The following is an 18,549-nucleotide window of genomic DNA, read 5'->3' as shown; positions in this document are numbered from 1 at the left end:
AAAATATATACAGAGCGTCACTATAAAGCAATATCTGCGCTATAAATAGCGGATAACACAACCTGCTATTTGCAAACTGTCGGTTATTGGTTATGGTAGTGTGATAACACCAATAAAATCTTTGCCATACAAGGTTCTTCCATGCAGCATAAAAGCTTATCCCGTAAGCTGTTAACCAAGGTATTGTCAGTCTATTTTATTCTGACATTAGTGGTGACATTGGGGCAAATTGTTGCAGAGTATTTTAATACTAAAAGCCATATTAACGGCGAACTGGAAACCCTGCAGCAAACCTTTTCCGGCAGTCTGACCCGGGCTATTTGGGAGCTCAATACGCAACAGGCAATGATTATTGCCGACGGTTTACTGGCGATCCCTACTATTGAAGGCATTATAGTGCGCGACGACAGTGGCGCCGTTATTACGCAACTGGGTTTATACATTAATATTCAGGAACGTTTCAGCACACAACTGGTGCGTGAAGGCGTGCGTTTAACGGAGCAGCAATCCGGCATTTTTGGCTATACCTTTCCATTGATCTTTGAGTTTTCCGGCCGCGCGACCCAGGTAGGGGATGTCACCTTGTTTTCCAGCCGCGCTGTGGTGATCGACAGGATAAAAGTTGGCATTTATTTTCTGGTTGGTAATGCCATGTTAAAAACCACTTTTTTAATTATTTTGTTTTTAATGGCGTTCCGCCAGCAGCTTACGCTGCCGCTTACCGAGCTGACACAACAGATTGAAGATTTGGAGCTGGATCAGCTTGAAGGCGCTAAAGTTGAGATCCAACATGCGGAAACATCCGAACTGACCGTCATGGCCGATGCCTTTAACCGTTTGATTAGCCGGGTTCAGGATTACAAAACGCAGTTGGAGACCACACAAAAGCAACTGATGCTCTCCAATGAAAAACTGGACCAACAAAACCTGATGCTGGAGCAGGAAGTGGCGCGCAAAACCTCCGGTTTAAGCCAGGCCATGATGGATTTACAACAACAAAAGCAAGAGCTTGAAGTAAAACAACAAAGCCTGCGTGAAGAAATAGAACGCCGGCGCCATACCGAAGATGCGTTACGCGGTAAGCAAACTGAACTGGAAAACATTGTTGATGATCTAAAACAGGCGCAAGACCGCTTGGTACAATCAGAAAAAATGGCGGCCTTAGGGGGCTTGGTGGCCGGTATAACGCATGAAGTGAATACCCCTGTCGGTATTGGTGTTACGGCCACCAGCTTTTTGGCGGAAAAGCTGCAAACCCTGGCCCAGGAATATAAAGATAAGACCCTGACCCCGAAAACACTGGAACACTTTATTGAAGAGGCCTCCCAGGGTACTGAACTGCTGCAATCTAACCTGATCCGCGCATCTGAGCTGATTGCCAGCTTTAAACAAATTGCCGTCGATCAAACCAGTGAAGCGGTCAGAACGATTAATCTGGCAGACTACCTGCACGAGGTGATCCGCTCTTTGCAGCCGAACTTTAAAAAAACGCAGCATCAAATTGAAGTTAACTGCCCGGACAATATTATGCTGAGCTGTCCGGCCGGCGCTATCTCACAAATTTTTACCAATTTGCTGATGAACTCATTGATCCACGGTTTTGAAGACATCGAGGCTGGCCTTATCCGCATTACCGTACTGGATGAAGAAGATAACGTCGACATTAAATACAGTGATAACGGCAAAGGGTTAAACCAGGAGCAACTGAGCAAACTGTTTCATCCGTTCTTTACCACCAAACGCGATCAGGGCGGCAGCGGCCTGGGTACTCACATAACTTACAATCTGGTGCGTCAGACGCTGGGCGGCAGCATTAGTGTCAGCAGTGAGCCGGGTAAAGGTTTGCATTACCATATCTGCTTTCCAAAAAATCTGAAAATATCGGCCTGATCCACGTTATACTGCCGGCCCGAACTTTTCGATTTGAGTGAATTATGTGGTTTAAAAATGTTCGAGTATACAAGCTTAGCGCGCCGCTAAGCACTGATATCAGCGTCTGGGAGCAGGCGCTGGCAGAATTTAAATTTACCCCGTTAACCGCACAGGAAGCTGTCAGATCCGGCTTTAGTTTTCCATTGCACCCCAGCATTAAGCAGTATTGTCATGCCTGTCAGCATCTGTTGTTTTTCGCTGTTAAACGCCAGGAAAAAATTCTGCCGGCAGCGGTGATCAACGAGGAGATGCAGCCGCGGTTAGAGGCGATGGAGCAGGAAAAAGGCCGGCCACTTAGCCGTAAAGAAAAACAAAGCCTGAAAGAAGAGCTGCAGCTAAGCCTGCTGCCACGCGCGTTTAGCCGTTCATCTTTAACTCAGGGTTATTATGATGCCGACAATCAATGGCTGGTGATCAACAGTGGCAGTGCCGGCAAAGCGGAAGATGTGTTGGCCTTGCTACGCAAAGCCCTGGGCTCGTTGCCGGCCCTGCCCTGGCTGGACAACCATAAACTGAATAGCCATTTACAGCTATGGTTGCAAAACCAGGCGCTGCCAGCGGGCTTTAACCTGGGCAGTGATGCTGAGTTAAAAGCACCGGATGAGGAAGGTGCTAAAGTGAAATTCAGCAATCATCTGCTTAGCGCTGATGAAGTGCAAAGCCACCTGCAGGATAAACTGGTTACCAGTATCAGCCTGGAACGGCCTGACGCATTATCCTGTGCCATTACCGACGATGGTGCGGTCAAGCGCTTGAAGTTTCATGATCTGCTTACCGGCCAGAATGATGAGCTGGGCTGGGAAGACTTAAGCGCCCGTCTCGATGCTGACTTATTACTGATGGCGACAGCATTAAATAGCGCTTTGCTCAGTATCAGCCAGCAGCTGAGCGAAACCGCCTGACAGGAAACGGTTAGCGAAACACGCTCTGCACATCCTGGTACACCTTAGCGATATCAGGATGCTGCATAAATTCCACCTGTGGTACCAGCTGTGCTTTTACATAATATTCTACCAGCCGCTGCTGCCGTGCTTTGTCTTGGTATCCGTCAGCGGCAATCAGCGCCAGACGGATAAAATCAGCATAGCCAGGGCCTGGTGTTTCCGGCTGCAATTTTTGCCAGCGCTGCGCTACCTGATGAAATTCTTCCGGAAAGCCCCAGGCAAACAAGATCCTCAGGCTAACCTCAGTGGCTAAATCGGTCGTCAGATGCATTAAAAAACGTGGATCGCCTAACAACTCGCTTTCGCGCTCGGCTTCGCTCAAAATCGGTAAAGCGCCAATATTATGTAGCAACGCCATTAAACACAGCACATCTTTATTCAAGCCGCTGCGCGCTTCTCTGGCCTGATAGTACGCCAGGCAAGCCATGGCGCTGCAGGCCGTTTGCACACTGCTTTGCCATAGCCGATCCAGTTGTTGCTGTACCTGCTTATGTTTAGACACAAACACCTGCTCCAGCGCCATAGCAATAGCAATATTGCGAATTTGACTTAAACCAATGCGAGTAACAGCCTGATTCAGTGTCGTCACTTTAATGGAGCGCCCCATATAGGCGCTGTTCGCCACTTTTATCATCCTGGCCGCTAATGCCGGGTCCTGCGCAATCACATCCGCCATATCAGCCAGACTGATATCAGGCTCAGCTGAGCGCTGCCGTACCTTCAGCGCAATATCCGGTAAGGTCGGCAGCAACAGCTGATCATGCTGAATTTTGTACTGTAAAAGCTGGATCAGACGTTGTTGTGCTGACATAACTGTCCTCTGACGACGGGCGATTTCTGCCTAACGCTTATCGGCGCTGGCGATAATGTGCTGCATCCGGCTTAACAAGCCAGCACAGCTATCTGGCTGTTGGTTGTTGGCGCTGCGTTCTAACTCGCCCGCCAGCTCGGTAAGCTCCGGATACCCCATACTGCCGGCGCTGCCTTTTAAACTGTGAGCGGCATAAGCCAGGCTACGCCACTGCTCTGCAGCAAAATACTGTTGCAATTCGCTTATCAGCGCCGGTAATTGCGCTTTAAATTGCTGCTTTAACGCCAGCATCTGCGGATCTTGTTCCAGCTGCTGCGCCAGGTTATCGGCATCAGTAACACGGGCCTGACCGTACTTGCTGAGAATGCTGAGCAAATCGGCCTGCATCACCGGTTTGGGTAACAAGCTCTGGCAGCCGGCCTGGCGGTAGCGTTCAAAATCTTCTGACATCACGTTGGCGGTTACTGCAATAATCGGTGTCTCTATGCCTGCATGTCGGATCAAGCGCGTGGCTTCTTCCCCGCCCATCAACGGCATTTGCATATCCATCAGAATAAGATCAAAATCTTCCGCCAAGGCCCGTTCAACCGCCTTATGGCCATTATCTACCAGCACACAGCTGGCATTGGCTTTTTCCAACATCAGTTGTAGCAACAGCTGGTTATCGGCATTGTCTTCCGCCACCAGAATATGTAAACGCTGCGTGGCAGCCTGCTCTGGCAAAGCACTTAACTGCCCTGACGACTTGCTATAACCCTCTACCAGTTCAGGTTGTTGCGCTGAGCAATCAAACAGCAGCTCAAAACAACTGCCAATACCTTTAACGCTCTCTACCCGTATATCACCACTCATTTGCTGCATTAGCTTTTTCGATATACACAAGCCCAGTCCGGTACCACCAAAATGGCGGGTAACCGTAGCATCGGCCTGTACAAATGGCTGGAAAATCCGGCTGAGTTCTTCCGTTGTCATACCAATACCGCTGTCTTTCACTTTGATACTCAGTTGCTGTGTTAACACATCAAAACTGACACTCAGTACAATTTTGCCTTTCTGAGTAAACTTAACGGAGTTACTGGTAAGATTGAGCAGCACCTGACGAAAGCGTAGCGCATCATTGTATAACTGTCGCGGCAATGGAAAATTCAGCTCCAGTAGACATTGCAGACCTTTCGCTTCAGCCTGACTGCGGGTAAGCAGAAAAATATCGTCGAGCAAGCTTAGAACATCAAACGCTTCGTAGTTTAACTCCAGTTTTTCGGCTTCAATTTTTGATAAATCAAGAATGTCATTGATAAGGCCTAATAAATGATCTCCGCTTTTCAACACCCGCTGCAGATAATTCTGTAGTTTTTGCGGTTCATGCTCACTAAGCGCCTGCTCGGAAAAGCCAATGATGGCAGTTAGTGGCGTACGGATCTCGTGGCTCATGTTAGCCAGAAACACGCTTCTTAGCCGGTTCGCCTGCTCTGCGGCCTCCCGCGCCAGGATCAACTCCTGGTTAGCGGCAGCCAAATCGTCATTGGCGCGCGCCAGATCCTGCGTACGGCGCAATACTTTGTCTTCCAGTTGCTGTTTATAAGCGCGCTCCCGTTCGCGATAAACCCTAAGCTGACGCACCATCACATTAAAAGCGGCAAACATGTCGCCAAGCTCATCCTGTTTTGTCACTTCCAGTAATGTCGATAAATCACCGCGTCCCACCGCGGTTTTCGCCGCCGTCAGCTGCTTGATTGGCTCAAATACATTACGGATCAATAACCAGTACACCAGTAGCGGCAGGATAAAACACATCAGCAGCGTCAGTAATAAGATCACCAGCGACAAGCTGCGTTGCTGCGCCAGCAACTCATGCTCATCCACACCATACAGCAACTGATAGGCGCCGGGCAGGCTTTTACCCAGCAGTAGCCGCGGTTGTCCCAGTAAGATCACATCATTAAACTGCTTTGCATCAATACTTTGTTGTATTGCCCTGAAGTTTGTCGGCGCAAAAGCGCTGCCGATCAATACCGGATTATCCGCATAGGTGATCGCTGCGGCTTTGCTGATCAGCAAGGTAACGCTGTTTGGCGTATGGCGATAACTGACCACCTCAGCCAAAATTGACGGACTGACCACGACCACCAAATAGCCCCATAAACGGCGTGATTCGGTCACGGCACCGGCATACAGCTTATGGGCGAAAAACAACTGTTGGTTTTTGCTGTCAGTGTCTGGTGCCAGAAAATAGCTGGCTTCATCCACCTGAGCCTGTAATGACGAGAAATATTCGTTGCGAAAGCGGTTTGGCACGGATGAATATTCGGCCCGATGCGGCAATTGCAGCTCATAATCACCGTTTAAATTAAGCAGCTTAATGGACACTATCTGACGGTCGTCCGCTGAAAACTGGCTAAACTGGCGCTGCACCGCCTGTAACGTAGTCTGGTCCGGTTGCTGAATATGCTGTTGTAACACCGGGCTTTGCGCCAGCATCGCCAACCGGGTCTGCTGCATTTGTAAAAACGACGTCAGCGTCAGTTGCTGCTGACTTAACGCTTTTTCCGCCTGATAATAAGCTTGCTGCTGCCAGTACTGCTGACTGAACTGATATGCCAGATAACCAAAGGCCATTACCGGCAACACCAGTAATGGCAGCATATATGCAACTAGGGTCTCGCGTAGCCTCATCCTTGTCCTGCGCTGCAGCAGGGCAAAGCCCCGCAGATTTATTGTGTGTTACAGCATAACCAGCACCATAGCAGGCGACAAGTACTAGTTTACATCGGCATGATACAAAGTTTTTATCCAGCGCTGCTCGGTAATAAAGTTCCAGTGCCAACTTTGCCACTGAGGCCCCAGGCCTTTTTCAATGGCTTGCTGCTCTGTTAAACCCGCCGCTTTATAGCCCTGCACTATCGCCAGGGTAGCTTGCATCATATCCAGTGAGCGCTGTACCCCGGCTTTGTCTGTCAACTGACCATGCCCCGGGATAACTTTAGTCTGCTCGTTCAGCATACCAAGCAATGTTTGGGTGTTGTCGATATAACCTTTGACTGAGCCGCCATTGTTAGTATCGATAAACGGAAAGCGGCCCTCAAACAACAAGTCGCCAAAGTGCACCACATTGGCCTGTTCAAACCACACCACGATATCACCGTCGGTATGACTGGGTGGCAGATAGTCCAGCCTGATGGTCTGGCCGCCCAGAGTAAACTTAAGCTGCTGTTTAAATGTGATGTTAGGTAAACCATTACGCGGGAACTTGCTATCCTGCGCCAACCGGCTGAGCACATTGTGATGAGCAATAATATCTACACCGCCAGCTAATTGGCTGTTACCGCCAACATGATCGCCATGCAGATGCGTATTGACCAGCGTCGTTACCCCGGCTTTAGCGCCTAGCTCGCTCAGCTTAGCTTTTATTTTATCCGCCAGCTCAGCGTACTGGCTGTCAACCAGCAGCACTTTATCACCGGCAATGACCGTAGCCATATTGCCACCGGCACCGGTTAACATATACAGATCCTGTGCCAGTTCAGTGTGTTGCACCTGTACGTCTTTAAAGCGATCAGCCTGAAGCGGCATTACCGTTAGCAGCAACGCCAGCATAGTAAAAAGTCTTAATTTCATTCAGTTTAACCCCAGATAAATTTGGCCAGAAACACCAGTGTTAATCCCCAGACACTCAGCGTTGTGCGTTCCAGCTTGCCGGTCACTAAACATAGCACAGCATAACTGATAAACCCCATGCCGATACCGTCAGAGATAGAGAACGTCAGCGGCATCATAATTAATACAACGGACACCGGGACCGCCTGGATCACATCATCCCAGGCCACATGCTGCAAACTTGCCAGCATCAAAGTGGCAACATACAGCAAAGCGCCTGCTGTAGCGTACGCCGGCACCATAGCCGCCAATGGGGAAAACCACAGCGCCACCAAAAAAAGCCCCCCGGTAACCACCGCCATCAGGCCGGTGCGGCCACCTGCCGCCACACCACTGGTACTCTCGACATAACTGGTGGTGGTAGAAGTACCCAGGATAGCGCCTGCAATGCTGGCACCGCTGTCGGCAATCAGTGCCTTACTTAAATCCGGTACTGAGCCATCTTTTTGCATTAAGCCGGCTTTATGGCTTACCGCCACCAGCGTACCGGAGGTGTCAAACAAGTCGAGAAACAACAGGCTTAAAATTACCGGTAACATACTAAGCTGCAGCGCGGCAGCAAAATCCAACTGCATAAAGGTAGGCGTTAACGACGGTGGCATCGCGACTATACCGCTAAACTGCACGTCGCCCAGATACCAGGCTGCGGCCGTTACCAGCAACATACTCACCAACACCGCGGCATGCCAGCCGCGGTGTGCCAGAGCAAAAATAATAAAAAAACCAATGAGCGCCAATACAACCTGCGGGCTATGCAAGTCGCCCAGCGTCACTAATGTAGCCGGGCTGGCAACAATAATATTGGCAGTTTTCAGCGCAATCAGCGCCAGAAACATACCGATACCGGCGGCAATACCCATTTTCAGTGGTAGCGGTATGCTATTGATAATCCATTCCCGCACTTTAAACAGGCTAAGTAATAAAAACAGGCAACCGGAGAAAAACACACAGGCGAGTGCGGTTTGCCAGCTATGGCCCTGCTCCAGCACTATGACATAGCTGAAAAACGCATTGAGTCCCATGCCCGGTGCCAGTGCTACCGGCAAATTGGCTAAAAACCCCATCAGCAAACAACCCAAAGCCGCCGCCAGACAAGTGGCGACAAAAACGGCGCCCTGATCCATGCCGGTTTGTGCCAGCATCGCCGGGTTAACAAACAGCACGTATGACATCGCCATAAAAGTGGTTAAGCCGGCCATCGCTTCGCGCATTGCCGTTGTATTACGTTCACGCAAGGCAAAAATTTTATCCAACAACACCCTACTCCTGAAAATGTAAAAAGCTGGCACTCAGCCAGCTTTAATCAATGCACTCATCTTCGCAATTAACATCACTCAGATAATTTTATTCTGCTGCCAGAACTTCTCTTTATCCAGCCGTTTTTGCCGCTTTTCACACGGCTTGTCGCAGTCACAGGCTTTTTCAATACCCATTTCACCCAGGCCACCACAGCTACCGGCAATGGTCTTACGCTGCACTAAATAGCCAACGGCCATGGCCACAACGACCAGCAAAAACAAACCGAAAGTTAACAAGAAAATTGTCATATCTACTCCGCTATTCGGTTAGGTAAGGTTTAAAAGCACTGGACGTTAGCTCGCTAAAGCCTTCATCAGTCTTCAGCACTAATAATACGGCCAGCTGATGCTGTTCGGCAAATTGCATAGCAGCCTGTGCGTCCATTACATTCAGTGCCGTAGCATAACCGTCGGCTGTCATACAGGAAGGATGCAACACTGTTACAGAAACGGTGCGATTGGTAATGGGTTTACCGGTACGGGGGTCGAGCAGGTGCGAGTAGCGCACACCGTCTTCTTCAAAGTAATTACGATAGTCACCCGACGTTGCCACTCCCATATCGCCAGGCGCTAAAATGCGTTGCACTGCACGCTCTGTCGTTACCGGCTTTTCGATGGCAATCTTCCAAGGTTGGTTATCCGGCTTAGTGCCCTTCAGCCGCATCTCGCCGCCAATCTCTACCAGGTAATTAATAATGCCCTGCCGTTCCAGTATCGCGGCAACCTGATCAACACCAAAACCTTTGGCAATAGTGGATAAGTCAACAGCCAAAGCAGCAACTGACTTAGTCAGTTGGTTGTCTGTCAGGGTCAGTTTGTCATAGCCTACCACCGCCCGAGTATTGGCGATATCGGTATCCGACGGCGCCTGTTCAATACGGCCACGGGCACCAAACCCCCACAACTCGACCAAGGGGCCGACGGTAACATCGAGTACGCCCTGGGTTTGCTCAGCAATACGCAGCGCTTCAGCAACCACAGTACGGGTTTGCGCCGATAGCGTAAAAGCAGTGTTATCAGCATGACGGTTAAAGCGCATCAGCTCAGAGTCTGGCCGGTAAGTTGACATTAAGTCATTAACCAACTCCAGCTCAGCATCAATTTGCTGCTGCAACTCGTGCAGATCAGGCGCATCGCTGCTGTAAAACTTAACAACGTAATAAGTGCCCATGGTATTGCCGTTAAGCTGATATTGCTCGTTGACTGGCTTGGCCGGGCTGCAAGAAACTAAAATGGCCAGCACACTAAGTGCCAGCCAGGTTTTCAGGAAAGAAACAACGTACATAGTAGTTCCTGATAGCAGCAGGGGCAGCCTGTTAGGCGCCCCTGCGGTTTATCTCACTGTTAGCCACCGAAGTCATCTAACAGAATATTGTCATCTTCTACACCGAGATCTTTCAGCATATTGATAACCGCTTTGTTCATCATCGGCGGACCGCACATATAAAACTCGCAGTCTTCCGGTGCTTTGTGGTTTTTCAGGTAATTTTCATAAATAACGTTATGAATAAAACCAGTGTAGCCTGTCCAGTTATCCTCTGGTTGAGGGTCTGACAGCGCAACATGCCACTCAAAGTTATCATTTTCTGCCGCCAGCATGTCGAAGTCTTCAACATAGAACATTTCGCGCTTAGAGCGGGCACCGTACCAGAAGGTAATTTTACGCTTCGATTTTAACCGGCGCAGCTGGTCAAAAATGTGCGAGCGCATTGGCGCCATACCAGCACCACCACCGATAAATACCATCTCGGCATCGGTATCTTTGGCGAAAAACTCACCGAATGGGCCAGAAATTGTCACTTTATCGCCTTCTTTCAGGCTCCAGATAAAGGATGACATTTTACCGCATGGCAAGCTCAGATTATTTGGCGGTGGCGTAGCAATACGCACGTTCAGCATAATAATGCCTTCTTCTTCCGGATAGTTCGCCATTGAGTAAGCGCGGATGGTCTCCTCGTCTACTTTTGACTCCAGGCTAAAGAAGTTAAACCGTTCCCAGTCACCACGGAACTGCTCAGGGATATCAAAATCCTTGTACTTCACATGGTGTGCCGGTGCTTCGATCTGAATATAACCGCCAGCGCGGAACGGCACTGATTCACCATCAGGAATTTGCAGTTTCAGCTCTTTAATAAAGGTGGCTTTGTTATCATTAGAAATAACAGTACAGTCCCATTTCTTGATGCCGAAGATTTCCTCTTCAACTTCAATTTCCATGTCTGACTTTACGTTAACCTGACAAGACAAGCGGCAGCCTTCGCGGGCTTCACCTTTAGTGATATGGCCAAGCTCGGTAGGCAGTATCTCACCGCCACCGGCTTTTACATGCACCCGGCATTGGCCGCAAGAGCCACCACCACCACAGGCTGACGATAAGAAAATACCGTTGTCAGCCAGCGCACCCAGCAGCTTACCGCCAGCTTTGGTTTTAATTGCTTTGCTTGGATCACCGTTGATACTGATGGTAATGTCACCTGAAGCAACCAGCTTAGACTTGGCTACCAGGATAATGACCACTAAGGCCAGTACCACCAGAGTAAACATGGCAACGCCAAGAACAATATCTATATTTTCCATCTTGAGTTCCCTTACCTCTTACAGTGATACACCAGAGAATGACATAAAGCCAAAGCCCATCAAACCCACTACCAAGAAGGTAATACCCAGACCACGTAAACCGTGCGGAATATCTGCGTACTTTAACTTCTCACGTACGGCAGCCAGCAAGGTAATTGCCAGTGCCCAACCTATACCGCTGCCGAGGCCGAATACGACACTTTCGCCAAAGTTATAGTCACGCTCTACCATAAAGGACACCGCACCGAAAATAGCGCAGTTCACGGTAATCAGTGGCAGGAAGATACCCAGAGCGTTGTATAGCGCCGGGAAAAATTTGTCTAAAGCCATCTCCAGAATTTGTACCAAAGCGGCAATAACACCGATATAGGTTAAAAAGCCCAGAAAGCTTAAATCGGCTTCAGGAAATCCAGCCCAGGCCAAGGCACCCGGTGCCAGCAGGTTCTGATATACCAGGTTATTGACCGGTACTGAAATACCCAGCACCACGATAACCGCAACGCCCAGGCCAAAGGCCGTGGTGACCTTTTTTGATACCGCCAAAAAGGTACACATACCGAGGAAGAATGACAGCGCCAGGTTTTCAATAAACACTGCGCGGATAAATAAGCTTAAATAATGTTCCATCTATCGCTCCTTATGCCTTCTCGACTTGTTCAGTACGGAAGGTGCGCAGTATCCAGATAAAGCCGGCAATAATGATAAAGGCACTTGGTGGCATTAACAGTAAGCCCATCGGCTGATACCAGCCACCGTCTTTTACCAATGGCATAACTTCAACGCCAAACACTGTGCCTGAACCACCCAGTTCACGAATAAAGGCGACGGTCATCAGTACCACGCTATAACCTAAGCCGTTGCCGATACCATCGAGGAAGCTGATCCCTGGCTTGCTTTTCATAGCGAAAGCTTCGGCGCGACCCATTACAATACAGTTGGTAATAATAAGACCAACAAATACCGACAGCTCTTTAGCGACGTCATAGGCGTAAGCTTTTAATATCTGATCAACCACTATTACCAGCGAGGCGATAATGGTCATCTGCACAATAATCCGTACGCTGGACGGAATATGGTTACGAATTAACGAAATAAAGAAGTTAGAAAACGCGGTTACCAGGGTAAGTGCAATACACATTACCAGCGCTTTATCCATTTTGGTGGTTACCGCCAACGCTGAACAGATACCCAGTACCTGCAAAGCGATAGGGTTATTGGCGAATACCGGCCCAAACAGAACGGTTTTAATTTCTTTTGCATTAGCCATTGTTTAATGCTCCATCTCGCACTTTAGCCAGGAACGGGGCAAAACCCTTAGCACCTGCCCAAAAATCAAATGTGTATTGCACGCCATTACTGGTTAACGTCGCGCCGGATAAACCATCGACTTCAAAGGCAGAATCCGCAGCAGCATTACCCGGTTTAACCACTTTAATGGCAGGCTCACCAGAGGCATCCAGTAATTTCTTACCTTCAAACTGTGCGACCCATTTCGGGTTTTGTACTTCGCCACCCAAGCCCGCAGTTTCGCCTTGCTCGTAGTAATTGACACCTTTTATCGTCGTGCCATCAGCGCCTAAAGCCAAAAACGCATGCATAGTAGACCATAAACCATAACCATGGATTGGCAACACTATTGCAGATAGCTCCCCGGACTCTACGCCGTTGTTATACGCCAGATAAACCGGTGCAATGTTCGCGCGTGTTTTAATTGATGCCAGGTCTTCATCAGCAGATAAACGCACACTTTCTTTAGGATCTTTCATAAACTTGCGGTAATCATAATTTGCCGGCTTTTCGACAAATTCACCACTGTCCAGATCAACAAAGCGTTCCTGAATGTGCTTGCTATACAACTCAGCGATATTACCACCGCCAAGCAAACCGGTAACCGCCAGCACGTTTTTCTGTGAGTCGAGCAGTTTATTGGCCTTTTGCTGCGGCCGTAACTGTACTGCCGCAGTTGATACAATAACTGCACAGACTAAACATAAAGAGATGACTACGATCAGCGTTTTGCTGATGCTATCGTTATTACTAGACATTACGTGCCAGCCTCCGCTTGATATTGGCCTGAGCCACGAAGAAATCGAACAATGGCGCAAACAGGTTCGCGAACAGTATTGCTAACATCATCCCTTCAGGATATGCCGGGTTAGCCACACGGATCATCACCACCATAAAGCCAATTAAAATACCATATGCCCATTTACCCTGGTTGGTAAATGAAGCCGATACCGGATCGGTTGCCATGAAGAACATACCAATAGCAAAACCACCCAACACCAGGTGCCAGTGCCACGGCATAGCAAACATCGCATTAGACTCTGAGCCAATGGCGTTAAACAGGTAAGCGGTCAACACCATCCCCACCATCACACCAGCAACAATGCGCCATGACGCAATACGGAAATAAATCAGTGCTAAACCACCAATTAATAGCGCCAGTACTGAGGTTTCACCGACAGAACCCGGGATAAAACCGTAGAAGGCGTCCCACCACAGCTGCATATTGGCAGAATAATCTAAATCACCTGACGCGGCTTTGCTCAGCCAGGTAGCGCCAGAGTAGCCATCAGCAACAGTCCACACTGCGTCACCGGAAATTTGTGCCGGGTAAGCAAAGAATAAAAACGCGCGGCCAGCTAATGCCGGGTTTAAGAAGTTACGGCCAGTACCGCCAAATACTTCCTTGGCGACGACGACACCAAAGGTAATACCCAGGGCAACCTGCCACAGCGGAATAGTGGCCGGCAGAATGAGTGCAAACAGGATTGAACTGACAAAGAAGCCTTCGTTGACTTCGTGCTTACGCACTGAGGCAAACAGCACTTCCCAAAAACCACCCACAATAAAGGTAACAGCATAAATAGGCAGGAACCAAACGGCACCGTACCACATCTTACTGCCCCAGCCAGAGTCAGCGGTTAAGTTCCCCCCCAAGGCCTGATAAATAGCTACCTGCCAGGTATCGGGCGTACCAAAACCGGCCTGCAGCGCAATAACCGCCTGATGGCCGATATTGTACATACCGAAGAACAACGCCGGAAACAGCGCCAGCCAAACAAAGATCATGATACGTTTTAAGTCGATACTGTCACGTACGTGCGTACCGTTTTTCGTTACCAGACCTGGGGTGTACAGCACAGTGGCGACGGCTTCATACAGCGCATACCACTTTTCGTACTTGCCGCCTTTTTCGAATGACGGCTCAATGCGCTCTAAAAAATGCTTTAAACTCATGATTAGCCTTCCTTCTGAATGGTCGTCAGGCAGTTACGCAAAATGGTGCCATAATCATACTTACCCGGACAGACAAAGGTACATAATGCCAGGTCTTCTTCATCCAGCTCCAGCGCACCCAGTGTAACGGCGCTATCTGTGTCACCGGAGATCAGATCACGTAGCAGCAGTGTCGGCAGAATATCTAACGGCATTACCCGCTCATAGTTTCCGATAGGAACCATGGCACGGGACGAACCATTGGTCGTGGTGGTCATATTAAATAACCGCTTAGGACTTAAGTGCGATAAATAGGCACGGGTGACAGAAAACTTAGTCGCCCCCGGAGCAATCCAGCCCAAAAACTCTTTTTCAGTGCCTTCAGCCAACACCGACACCTGAGTGTGATAACGGCCTAAGTAACCGTGTACGCCATGCGCCGTTGCACCTGACAATACCGAGCCAGAGATAATACGGTTGTTACCCGCAGCCAGTTCACCAGCGGTCAGTTCGCTAACAGCAGCGCCCAGCACAGTTTTAACCAAACGCGGATTGGTCACCGCCGGGCCTGCCAACGCGACAACACGCTCGCTGCTCAGCTCACCGCTGGTAAACAGCTTACCAATGGCAATCACATCCTGATAACCAAGGTGCCAAACTACTTTTTTGGCGCTTACCGGCTCTAACAGATGAATATGGGTACCGACTAAACCAGCCGGGTGAGGGCCGTCAAACTCGGCGACTTCAGCTTTGCTAATGGCAGGCACAGCTGCACCGGCTTTTTTGCACAGGTACAATTTGTCCGTCAGCGTCGCTAACACCGTTAAGCCATTAGTAAAGGCGTCGCTGTCTGCCGCAATAACCACGCTAGGGTCTGCCGCCAGCGGATTAGTGTCCATGGCATTGACAAAAATCGCCCGCGCTGTACTGTCAATGGCTGGCGTCTGGCTAAACGGACGGGTACGCAATGCTACCCACAGGCCCGAATCAACCAGGTTTTGCACTACCTGCTCGCGGCTTAACCCCGCCAGCTGGTCAGCTGAATAGCGGGCGAATTGCACCGCATCAGAACCTGTAGCTTCAATTACCACCGATTGCAGCACGCGTTTAGCGCCACGGTTTATCTCTTTTACGGTGCCTGCCAGCGGTGCCGTAAATTTAACGCCCGGGTTTTTCTTATCTTCGAAAAGCACCTGACCTTTTTTTACCGTATCGCCAACTTCAACCGCCATCGTCGGACGCATACCATTAAACTCTTCGCCTAATACAGCGACAGTGTTAACGGTATTGCCCGCACTGATCTCTTGTTTAGGACTGCCCGCGAGGGGAATGTCCAAGCCTTTTTTGAGTTTTATCATACGTACTTGCACTACTATTTTGGGAAGAAACAGGGCCTAGTTTTTCAGCTGCTTAGTGCGCAGCGCATCCGGCATTATTTTTTCAGTGTTAGCCACTGGTTATTTTTCAGCCAGATACACGTATTAAAGTCGCGGATTCTAGCATTAAACCCGCTGCCTATCTATGCTGTTCGCTAAATTTTCCAACAATCTACCTACTTAAAACAGCCGTTAGACGCTTAAAAAAACGCGCCGACTTTACCGCATAAAACTCACAGATTGTAGTCAACTTTAGTCCATTTGCAGACAAACAAAAGCCGCCTGCAGGCGGCTTTGATAAAATTATCCGGCAATATGCCGCAGTGGCACCATTGGCGACACGTCAGCATCATAGTTAACATGGCTGTAGCCGAAGCCAAATAACCTTAAAAATTCATTATGATAGCCTTTATAATCGGTGAGGGTATCTATGGTGTCGGTGGTGACCTGGCCCCATAAATCTTTTACCGCCTGCTGAACATGGTCGCTTAGCTCTTTACCGTCCATCCGCAACCGGCCAGCGTCATCCAGTATCGGCGTAGCGCTGTACAAGCCCTGACGAAACAGGCCGTTAATCTGCTCGATGCAACCTTCGTGGCTGCCCTCGGCTTTCATGACACGATACAGTAGCGAGATATACAACGGCATAATAGGAATAGCAGAGCTGGCCTGAGTCACCAGCGCTTTTAACGATGCGACATAGGCTTTGCCTTTTTTGCTGTCCAGTTTCGCGGTAATAGCAGCGGCAGCCCGATCCAGATCTTCTTTCGCCTTACCAATAGTGGCTTTACCATAAATGGGCCAGGTCAGCTCTTTTCCAATGTAGGTGTAAGCGACTGTCTGGCAGTTATCGGCCAGCACACCGGCTGCATCTAACTGATCTAACCAGCGCTCCCAGTCTTCTCCCCCCATCACTTTTACCGTCTGGTAAATTTCATCATCGTTAGCCGGCTCTACCGACACTTCTTCAATTTCACGTTTGCTGGTGTTTAACGTGCGCGCAGTGTACGCCTGCCCTATCGGTTTTAATACTGAACTAAAAACCTCGCCGGTGACCGGATCTTTACGCCGTGGTGCCGCCAGGCTGTATACCACTAAATCAATTTTCCCCATTTCACTGCGGATAATATCGATGGCCTGTGCTTTTAACTCATCGGTAAAGGCATCGCCGTTAAGGTGTTTATTCCATAAACCGGCAGCATCGGCAGCGTGTTCAAAAGCGGCGGTGTTGTACCAGCCGGCTGATGCTGTTTTGCTGTCAGTTGGTTCTTTCTCAAAGAAAATACCTAAGGTCTTTGCCCCAGAGCCAAACGCGGCGGTGATACGCGAGGCCAGGCCATAGCCGGTAGACGCGCCAATCACCAGCACGTTTTTTGGGCCATTCGCAACAGGGCCAAGCTGTTTTACGTAATCAATTTGTTCTTTAACGTGTTCGGCACAGCCGACAGGATGAGCATTAGTACAGATAAAACCACGAATTTTCGGTTGAATAACCATGACAGCTCCTGCTGTTGTCTCGACAAAATTGGCGTTAGTGTAAAACTTTACCGCAGAAAACAGGTCTGATCAGCCGCTTTAAGTTAAATTCGCTACAGAATTTGCGATAAACAGGCAGAAAAAAAGCGTCACAAGGACGCTTTTTCTGGTTTTTCCAGCTTACTGCCGCCGTAACAGCGTGGCGATACCGGCGGCTTCTCAGCATAGTATTCATACCACTCAGACGGCGTGTAGGTATGTAAGGCCAGCGCATGAATTTTTTCTGCCAGTTCTTCTGCCACCACAGCGTTAACAGCCCGGTGGCGTTGCAGCAGCCGCATGCCATCAAATGCTGGCGTAACAATCACCACCTTAAAATGTGACTCTGAGCCTGCTGGCACATTGTGCAGGTGGCTTTCGTTCACAACATCAAGGAACACAGGATCAAATGCACTAAGTAACTTCTGTTCAATAGCCGTATGAATCAACATAGCTCTAATCCTTTTTCGTCCTTTTTACTAACTCTAGATGCCGCCGTTAAACTTGCCAGCCGCTTTGGCTGTCAAGCGAAATAATCCTGACTAACGGGCTGGCGATGCTACTAAAAATAATTTTGTCTAAGGCACGTTTTTAATATAACGAAAGGTCAGATTCAGCCTGGGCTGTTGTACCTTAGTTTGCTTTGGTAACCGGTGTAACCAGTTTAACTGACAGCCTTCTGCCATCAGTAGCAAGCTGCCCGGCGTTAAATCCAGCGCCAGCTGCCAGGGATGATGGCGGTGCTTTAATTCAAAGCGCCGGTTGGCCCCCAAACTCACCGATGCAATAACGGGATCATGCCCCAGTTCTTTCTCGTTGTCAGCATGCCAGCCCATATGTTGCTGTCCGTCCGCATATAAATTCAGCAGCACACAGTTAAAGGGCCGGCGCAAAAATGCGCTTACTTGCTCCGCCATGGCTTTTACCTGTGGCTGCCAGGGCTGCGGCTCAAAACAGGTTCCCGAGTAGCGGTAGCGACAATGTGCATCACCCATCCACACCTGGCGGCGGGGAATTTTCACCGCCTTGCCAAACATCATGATGCTGTCCTGGCTCCAGGGCAGTTGCTGTTGCAAGGCTAACAACATGGACGTACTGTGCTGCGATGTCAGCCAGTTGGGCCACAGCCTGATACTGGCATCAGGCAGGTTAAATTGCTGTGCCTGGCATTGCTGGTTGTCGCTGTGCAGTAGCCGTGTCAAAATGTTCACCTTATTTCG

At 49.4% G+C, this 18,549-nt stretch carries 17 protein-coding genes; 2 read left to right on the top strand and 15 right to left on the bottom strand.

Translation table 11 applies throughout. From position 1 onward, the window contains the following. Nucleotides 1-141 precede the first annotated feature (141 nt). A complete protein-coding gene (locus EYB30_RS03870) occupies nucleotides 142-1,890 on the top strand; it encodes a sensor histidine kinase (protein WP_166837288.1) in 1,749 nt (582 codons plus the stop codon). A 44-nt stretch (nucleotides 1,891-1,934) separates the two neighbouring features. Continuing rightward, nucleotides 1,935-2,834, top strand: a complete 900-nt coding sequence (locus EYB30_RS03865) for a recombination-associated protein RdgC (RefSeq protein ID WP_166837286.1) — start codon at nucleotides 1,935-1,937, stop codon at nucleotides 2,832-2,834. Nucleotides 2,835-2,844: 10 nt separating this feature from the next. On the opposite strand, the gene EYB30_RS03860 is transcribed toward EYB30_RS03865, so the two are convergent. The 15 genes from EYB30_RS03860 to EYB30_RS03790 form a co-directional block, all read right to left on the bottom strand. Beyond that, nucleotides 2,845-3,687 carry an HDOD domain-containing protein gene (locus EYB30_RS03860; RefSeq protein ID WP_166837284.1) on the bottom strand — a complete coding sequence of 281 codons (843 nt, stop codon included), beginning with the start codon at nucleotides 3,685-3,687 and terminating at the stop codon, nucleotides 2,845-2,847. A 30-nt stretch (nucleotides 3,688-3,717) separates the two neighbouring features. Next, the gene (locus EYB30_RS03855) at nucleotides 3,718-6,330 is read right to left on the bottom strand and encodes a HAMP domain-containing hybrid sensor histidine kinase/response regulator (protein WP_241697958.1); all 2,613 of its coding nucleotides are present in this window, start codon (nucleotides 6,328-6,330) and stop codon (nucleotides 3,718-3,720) included. A 114-nt stretch (nucleotides 6,331-6,444) separates the two neighbouring features. Further along, nucleotides 6,445-7,302, bottom strand: a complete 858-nt coding sequence (locus tag EYB30_RS03850) for an MBL fold metallo-hydrolase (protein ID WP_166837280.1) — start codon at nucleotides 7,300-7,302, stop codon at nucleotides 6,445-6,447. Between the two features lie 5 nt (nucleotides 7,303-7,307). After that, nucleotides 7,308-8,597 (bottom strand): NCS2 family permease, encoded by a 1,290-nt coding sequence (locus tag EYB30_RS03845; protein ID WP_166837278.1) that lies wholly within the window; start codon nucleotides 8,595-8,597, stop codon nucleotides 7,308-7,310. A gap of 78 nt (nucleotides 8,598-8,675) precedes the next feature. Next, nucleotides 8,676-8,888, bottom strand: coding sequence for a (Na+)-NQR maturation NqrM (nqrM, locus tag EYB30_RS03840; RefSeq protein WP_166837276.1), 213 nt, complete (start codon nucleotides 8,886-8,888; stop codon nucleotides 8,676-8,678). A 10-nt stretch (nucleotides 8,889-8,898) separates the two neighbouring features. Continuing rightward, nucleotides 8,899-9,924, bottom strand: coding sequence for an FAD:protein FMN transferase (locus EYB30_RS03835; RefSeq protein WP_166837274.1), 1,026 nt, complete (start codon nucleotides 9,922-9,924; stop codon nucleotides 8,899-8,901). A 59-nt stretch (nucleotides 9,925-9,983) separates the two neighbouring features. After that, nucleotides 9,984-11,216 carry an NADH:ubiquinone reductase (Na(+)-transporting) subunit F gene (nqrF, locus tag EYB30_RS03830; protein ID WP_166837272.1) on the bottom strand — a complete coding sequence of 411 codons (1,233 nt, stop codon included), beginning with the start codon at nucleotides 11,214-11,216 and terminating at the stop codon, nucleotides 9,984-9,986. A gap of 18 nt (nucleotides 11,217-11,234) precedes the next feature. Next, entirely contained in the window at nucleotides 11,235-11,843 is a 609-nt protein-coding gene (nqrE, locus tag EYB30_RS03825; RefSeq protein ID WP_166837269.1) for an NADH:ubiquinone reductase (Na(+)-transporting) subunit E, read from the bottom strand. A 10-nt stretch (nucleotides 11,844-11,853) separates the two neighbouring features. Beyond that, a complete protein-coding gene (locus EYB30_RS03820) occupies nucleotides 11,854-12,483 on the bottom strand; it encodes an NADH:ubiquinone reductase (Na(+)-transporting) subunit D (RefSeq protein ID WP_166837266.1) in 630 nt (209 codons plus the stop codon). Next, a complete protein-coding gene (locus EYB30_RS03815) occupies nucleotides 12,476-13,261 on the bottom strand; it encodes a Na(+)-translocating NADH-quinone reductase subunit C (RefSeq protein ID WP_166837263.1) in 786 nt (261 codons plus the stop codon). Before EYB30_RS03815 ends, EYB30_RS03820 begins: the two co-directional genes overlap by 8 nt. Beyond that, the gene (locus tag EYB30_RS03810; RefSeq protein ID WP_166837260.1) at nucleotides 13,254-14,459 is read right to left on the bottom strand and encodes an NADH:ubiquinone reductase (Na(+)-transporting) subunit B; all 1,206 of its coding nucleotides are present in this window, start codon (nucleotides 14,457-14,459) and stop codon (nucleotides 13,254-13,256) included. The genes EYB30_RS03815 and EYB30_RS03810 overlap by 8 nt, the downstream gene beginning before the upstream one ends. A gap of 2 nt (nucleotides 14,460-14,461) precedes the next feature. After that, entirely contained in the window at nucleotides 14,462-15,796 is a 1,335-nt protein-coding gene (locus EYB30_RS03805) for a Na(+)-translocating NADH-quinone reductase subunit A (protein ID WP_166837258.1), read from the bottom strand. A 321-nt stretch (nucleotides 15,797-16,117) separates the two neighbouring features. Further along, on the bottom strand, nucleotides 16,118-17,311 hold the full coding sequence (gene fabV / locus EYB30_RS03800) for an enoyl-ACP reductase FabV (protein WP_166837255.1): 1,194 nt from the start codon (nucleotides 17,309-17,311) through the stop codon (nucleotides 16,118-16,120). Nucleotides 17,312-17,439: 128 nt separating this feature from the next. Beyond that, nucleotides 17,440-17,781, bottom strand: coding sequence for a BolA family protein (locus EYB30_RS03795; RefSeq protein ID WP_166837251.1), 342 nt, complete (start codon nucleotides 17,779-17,781; stop codon nucleotides 17,440-17,442). Between the two features lie 126 nt (nucleotides 17,782-17,907). Continuing rightward, nucleotides 17,908-18,540: an alpha-ketoglutarate-dependent dioxygenase AlkB family protein gene (locus tag EYB30_RS03790; protein ID WP_206674556.1), complete on the bottom strand. Its 633-nt coding sequence runs from the start codon at nucleotides 18,538-18,540 to the stop codon at nucleotides 17,908-17,910. Nucleotides 18,541-18,549 lie beyond the last annotated feature (9 nt).

It is taken from the genome of Rheinheimera pleomorphica, from assembly GCF_011634895.1.
In the GTDB taxonomy this organism is placed as follows: Bacteria; Pseudomonadota; Gammaproteobacteria; order Enterobacterales; family Alteromonadaceae; genus Alishewanella; species Alishewanella pleomorphica.
Note: the sequence above shows the minus strand (reverse complement) of the source record. Positions and strands in the feature narration are given on the sequence as shown.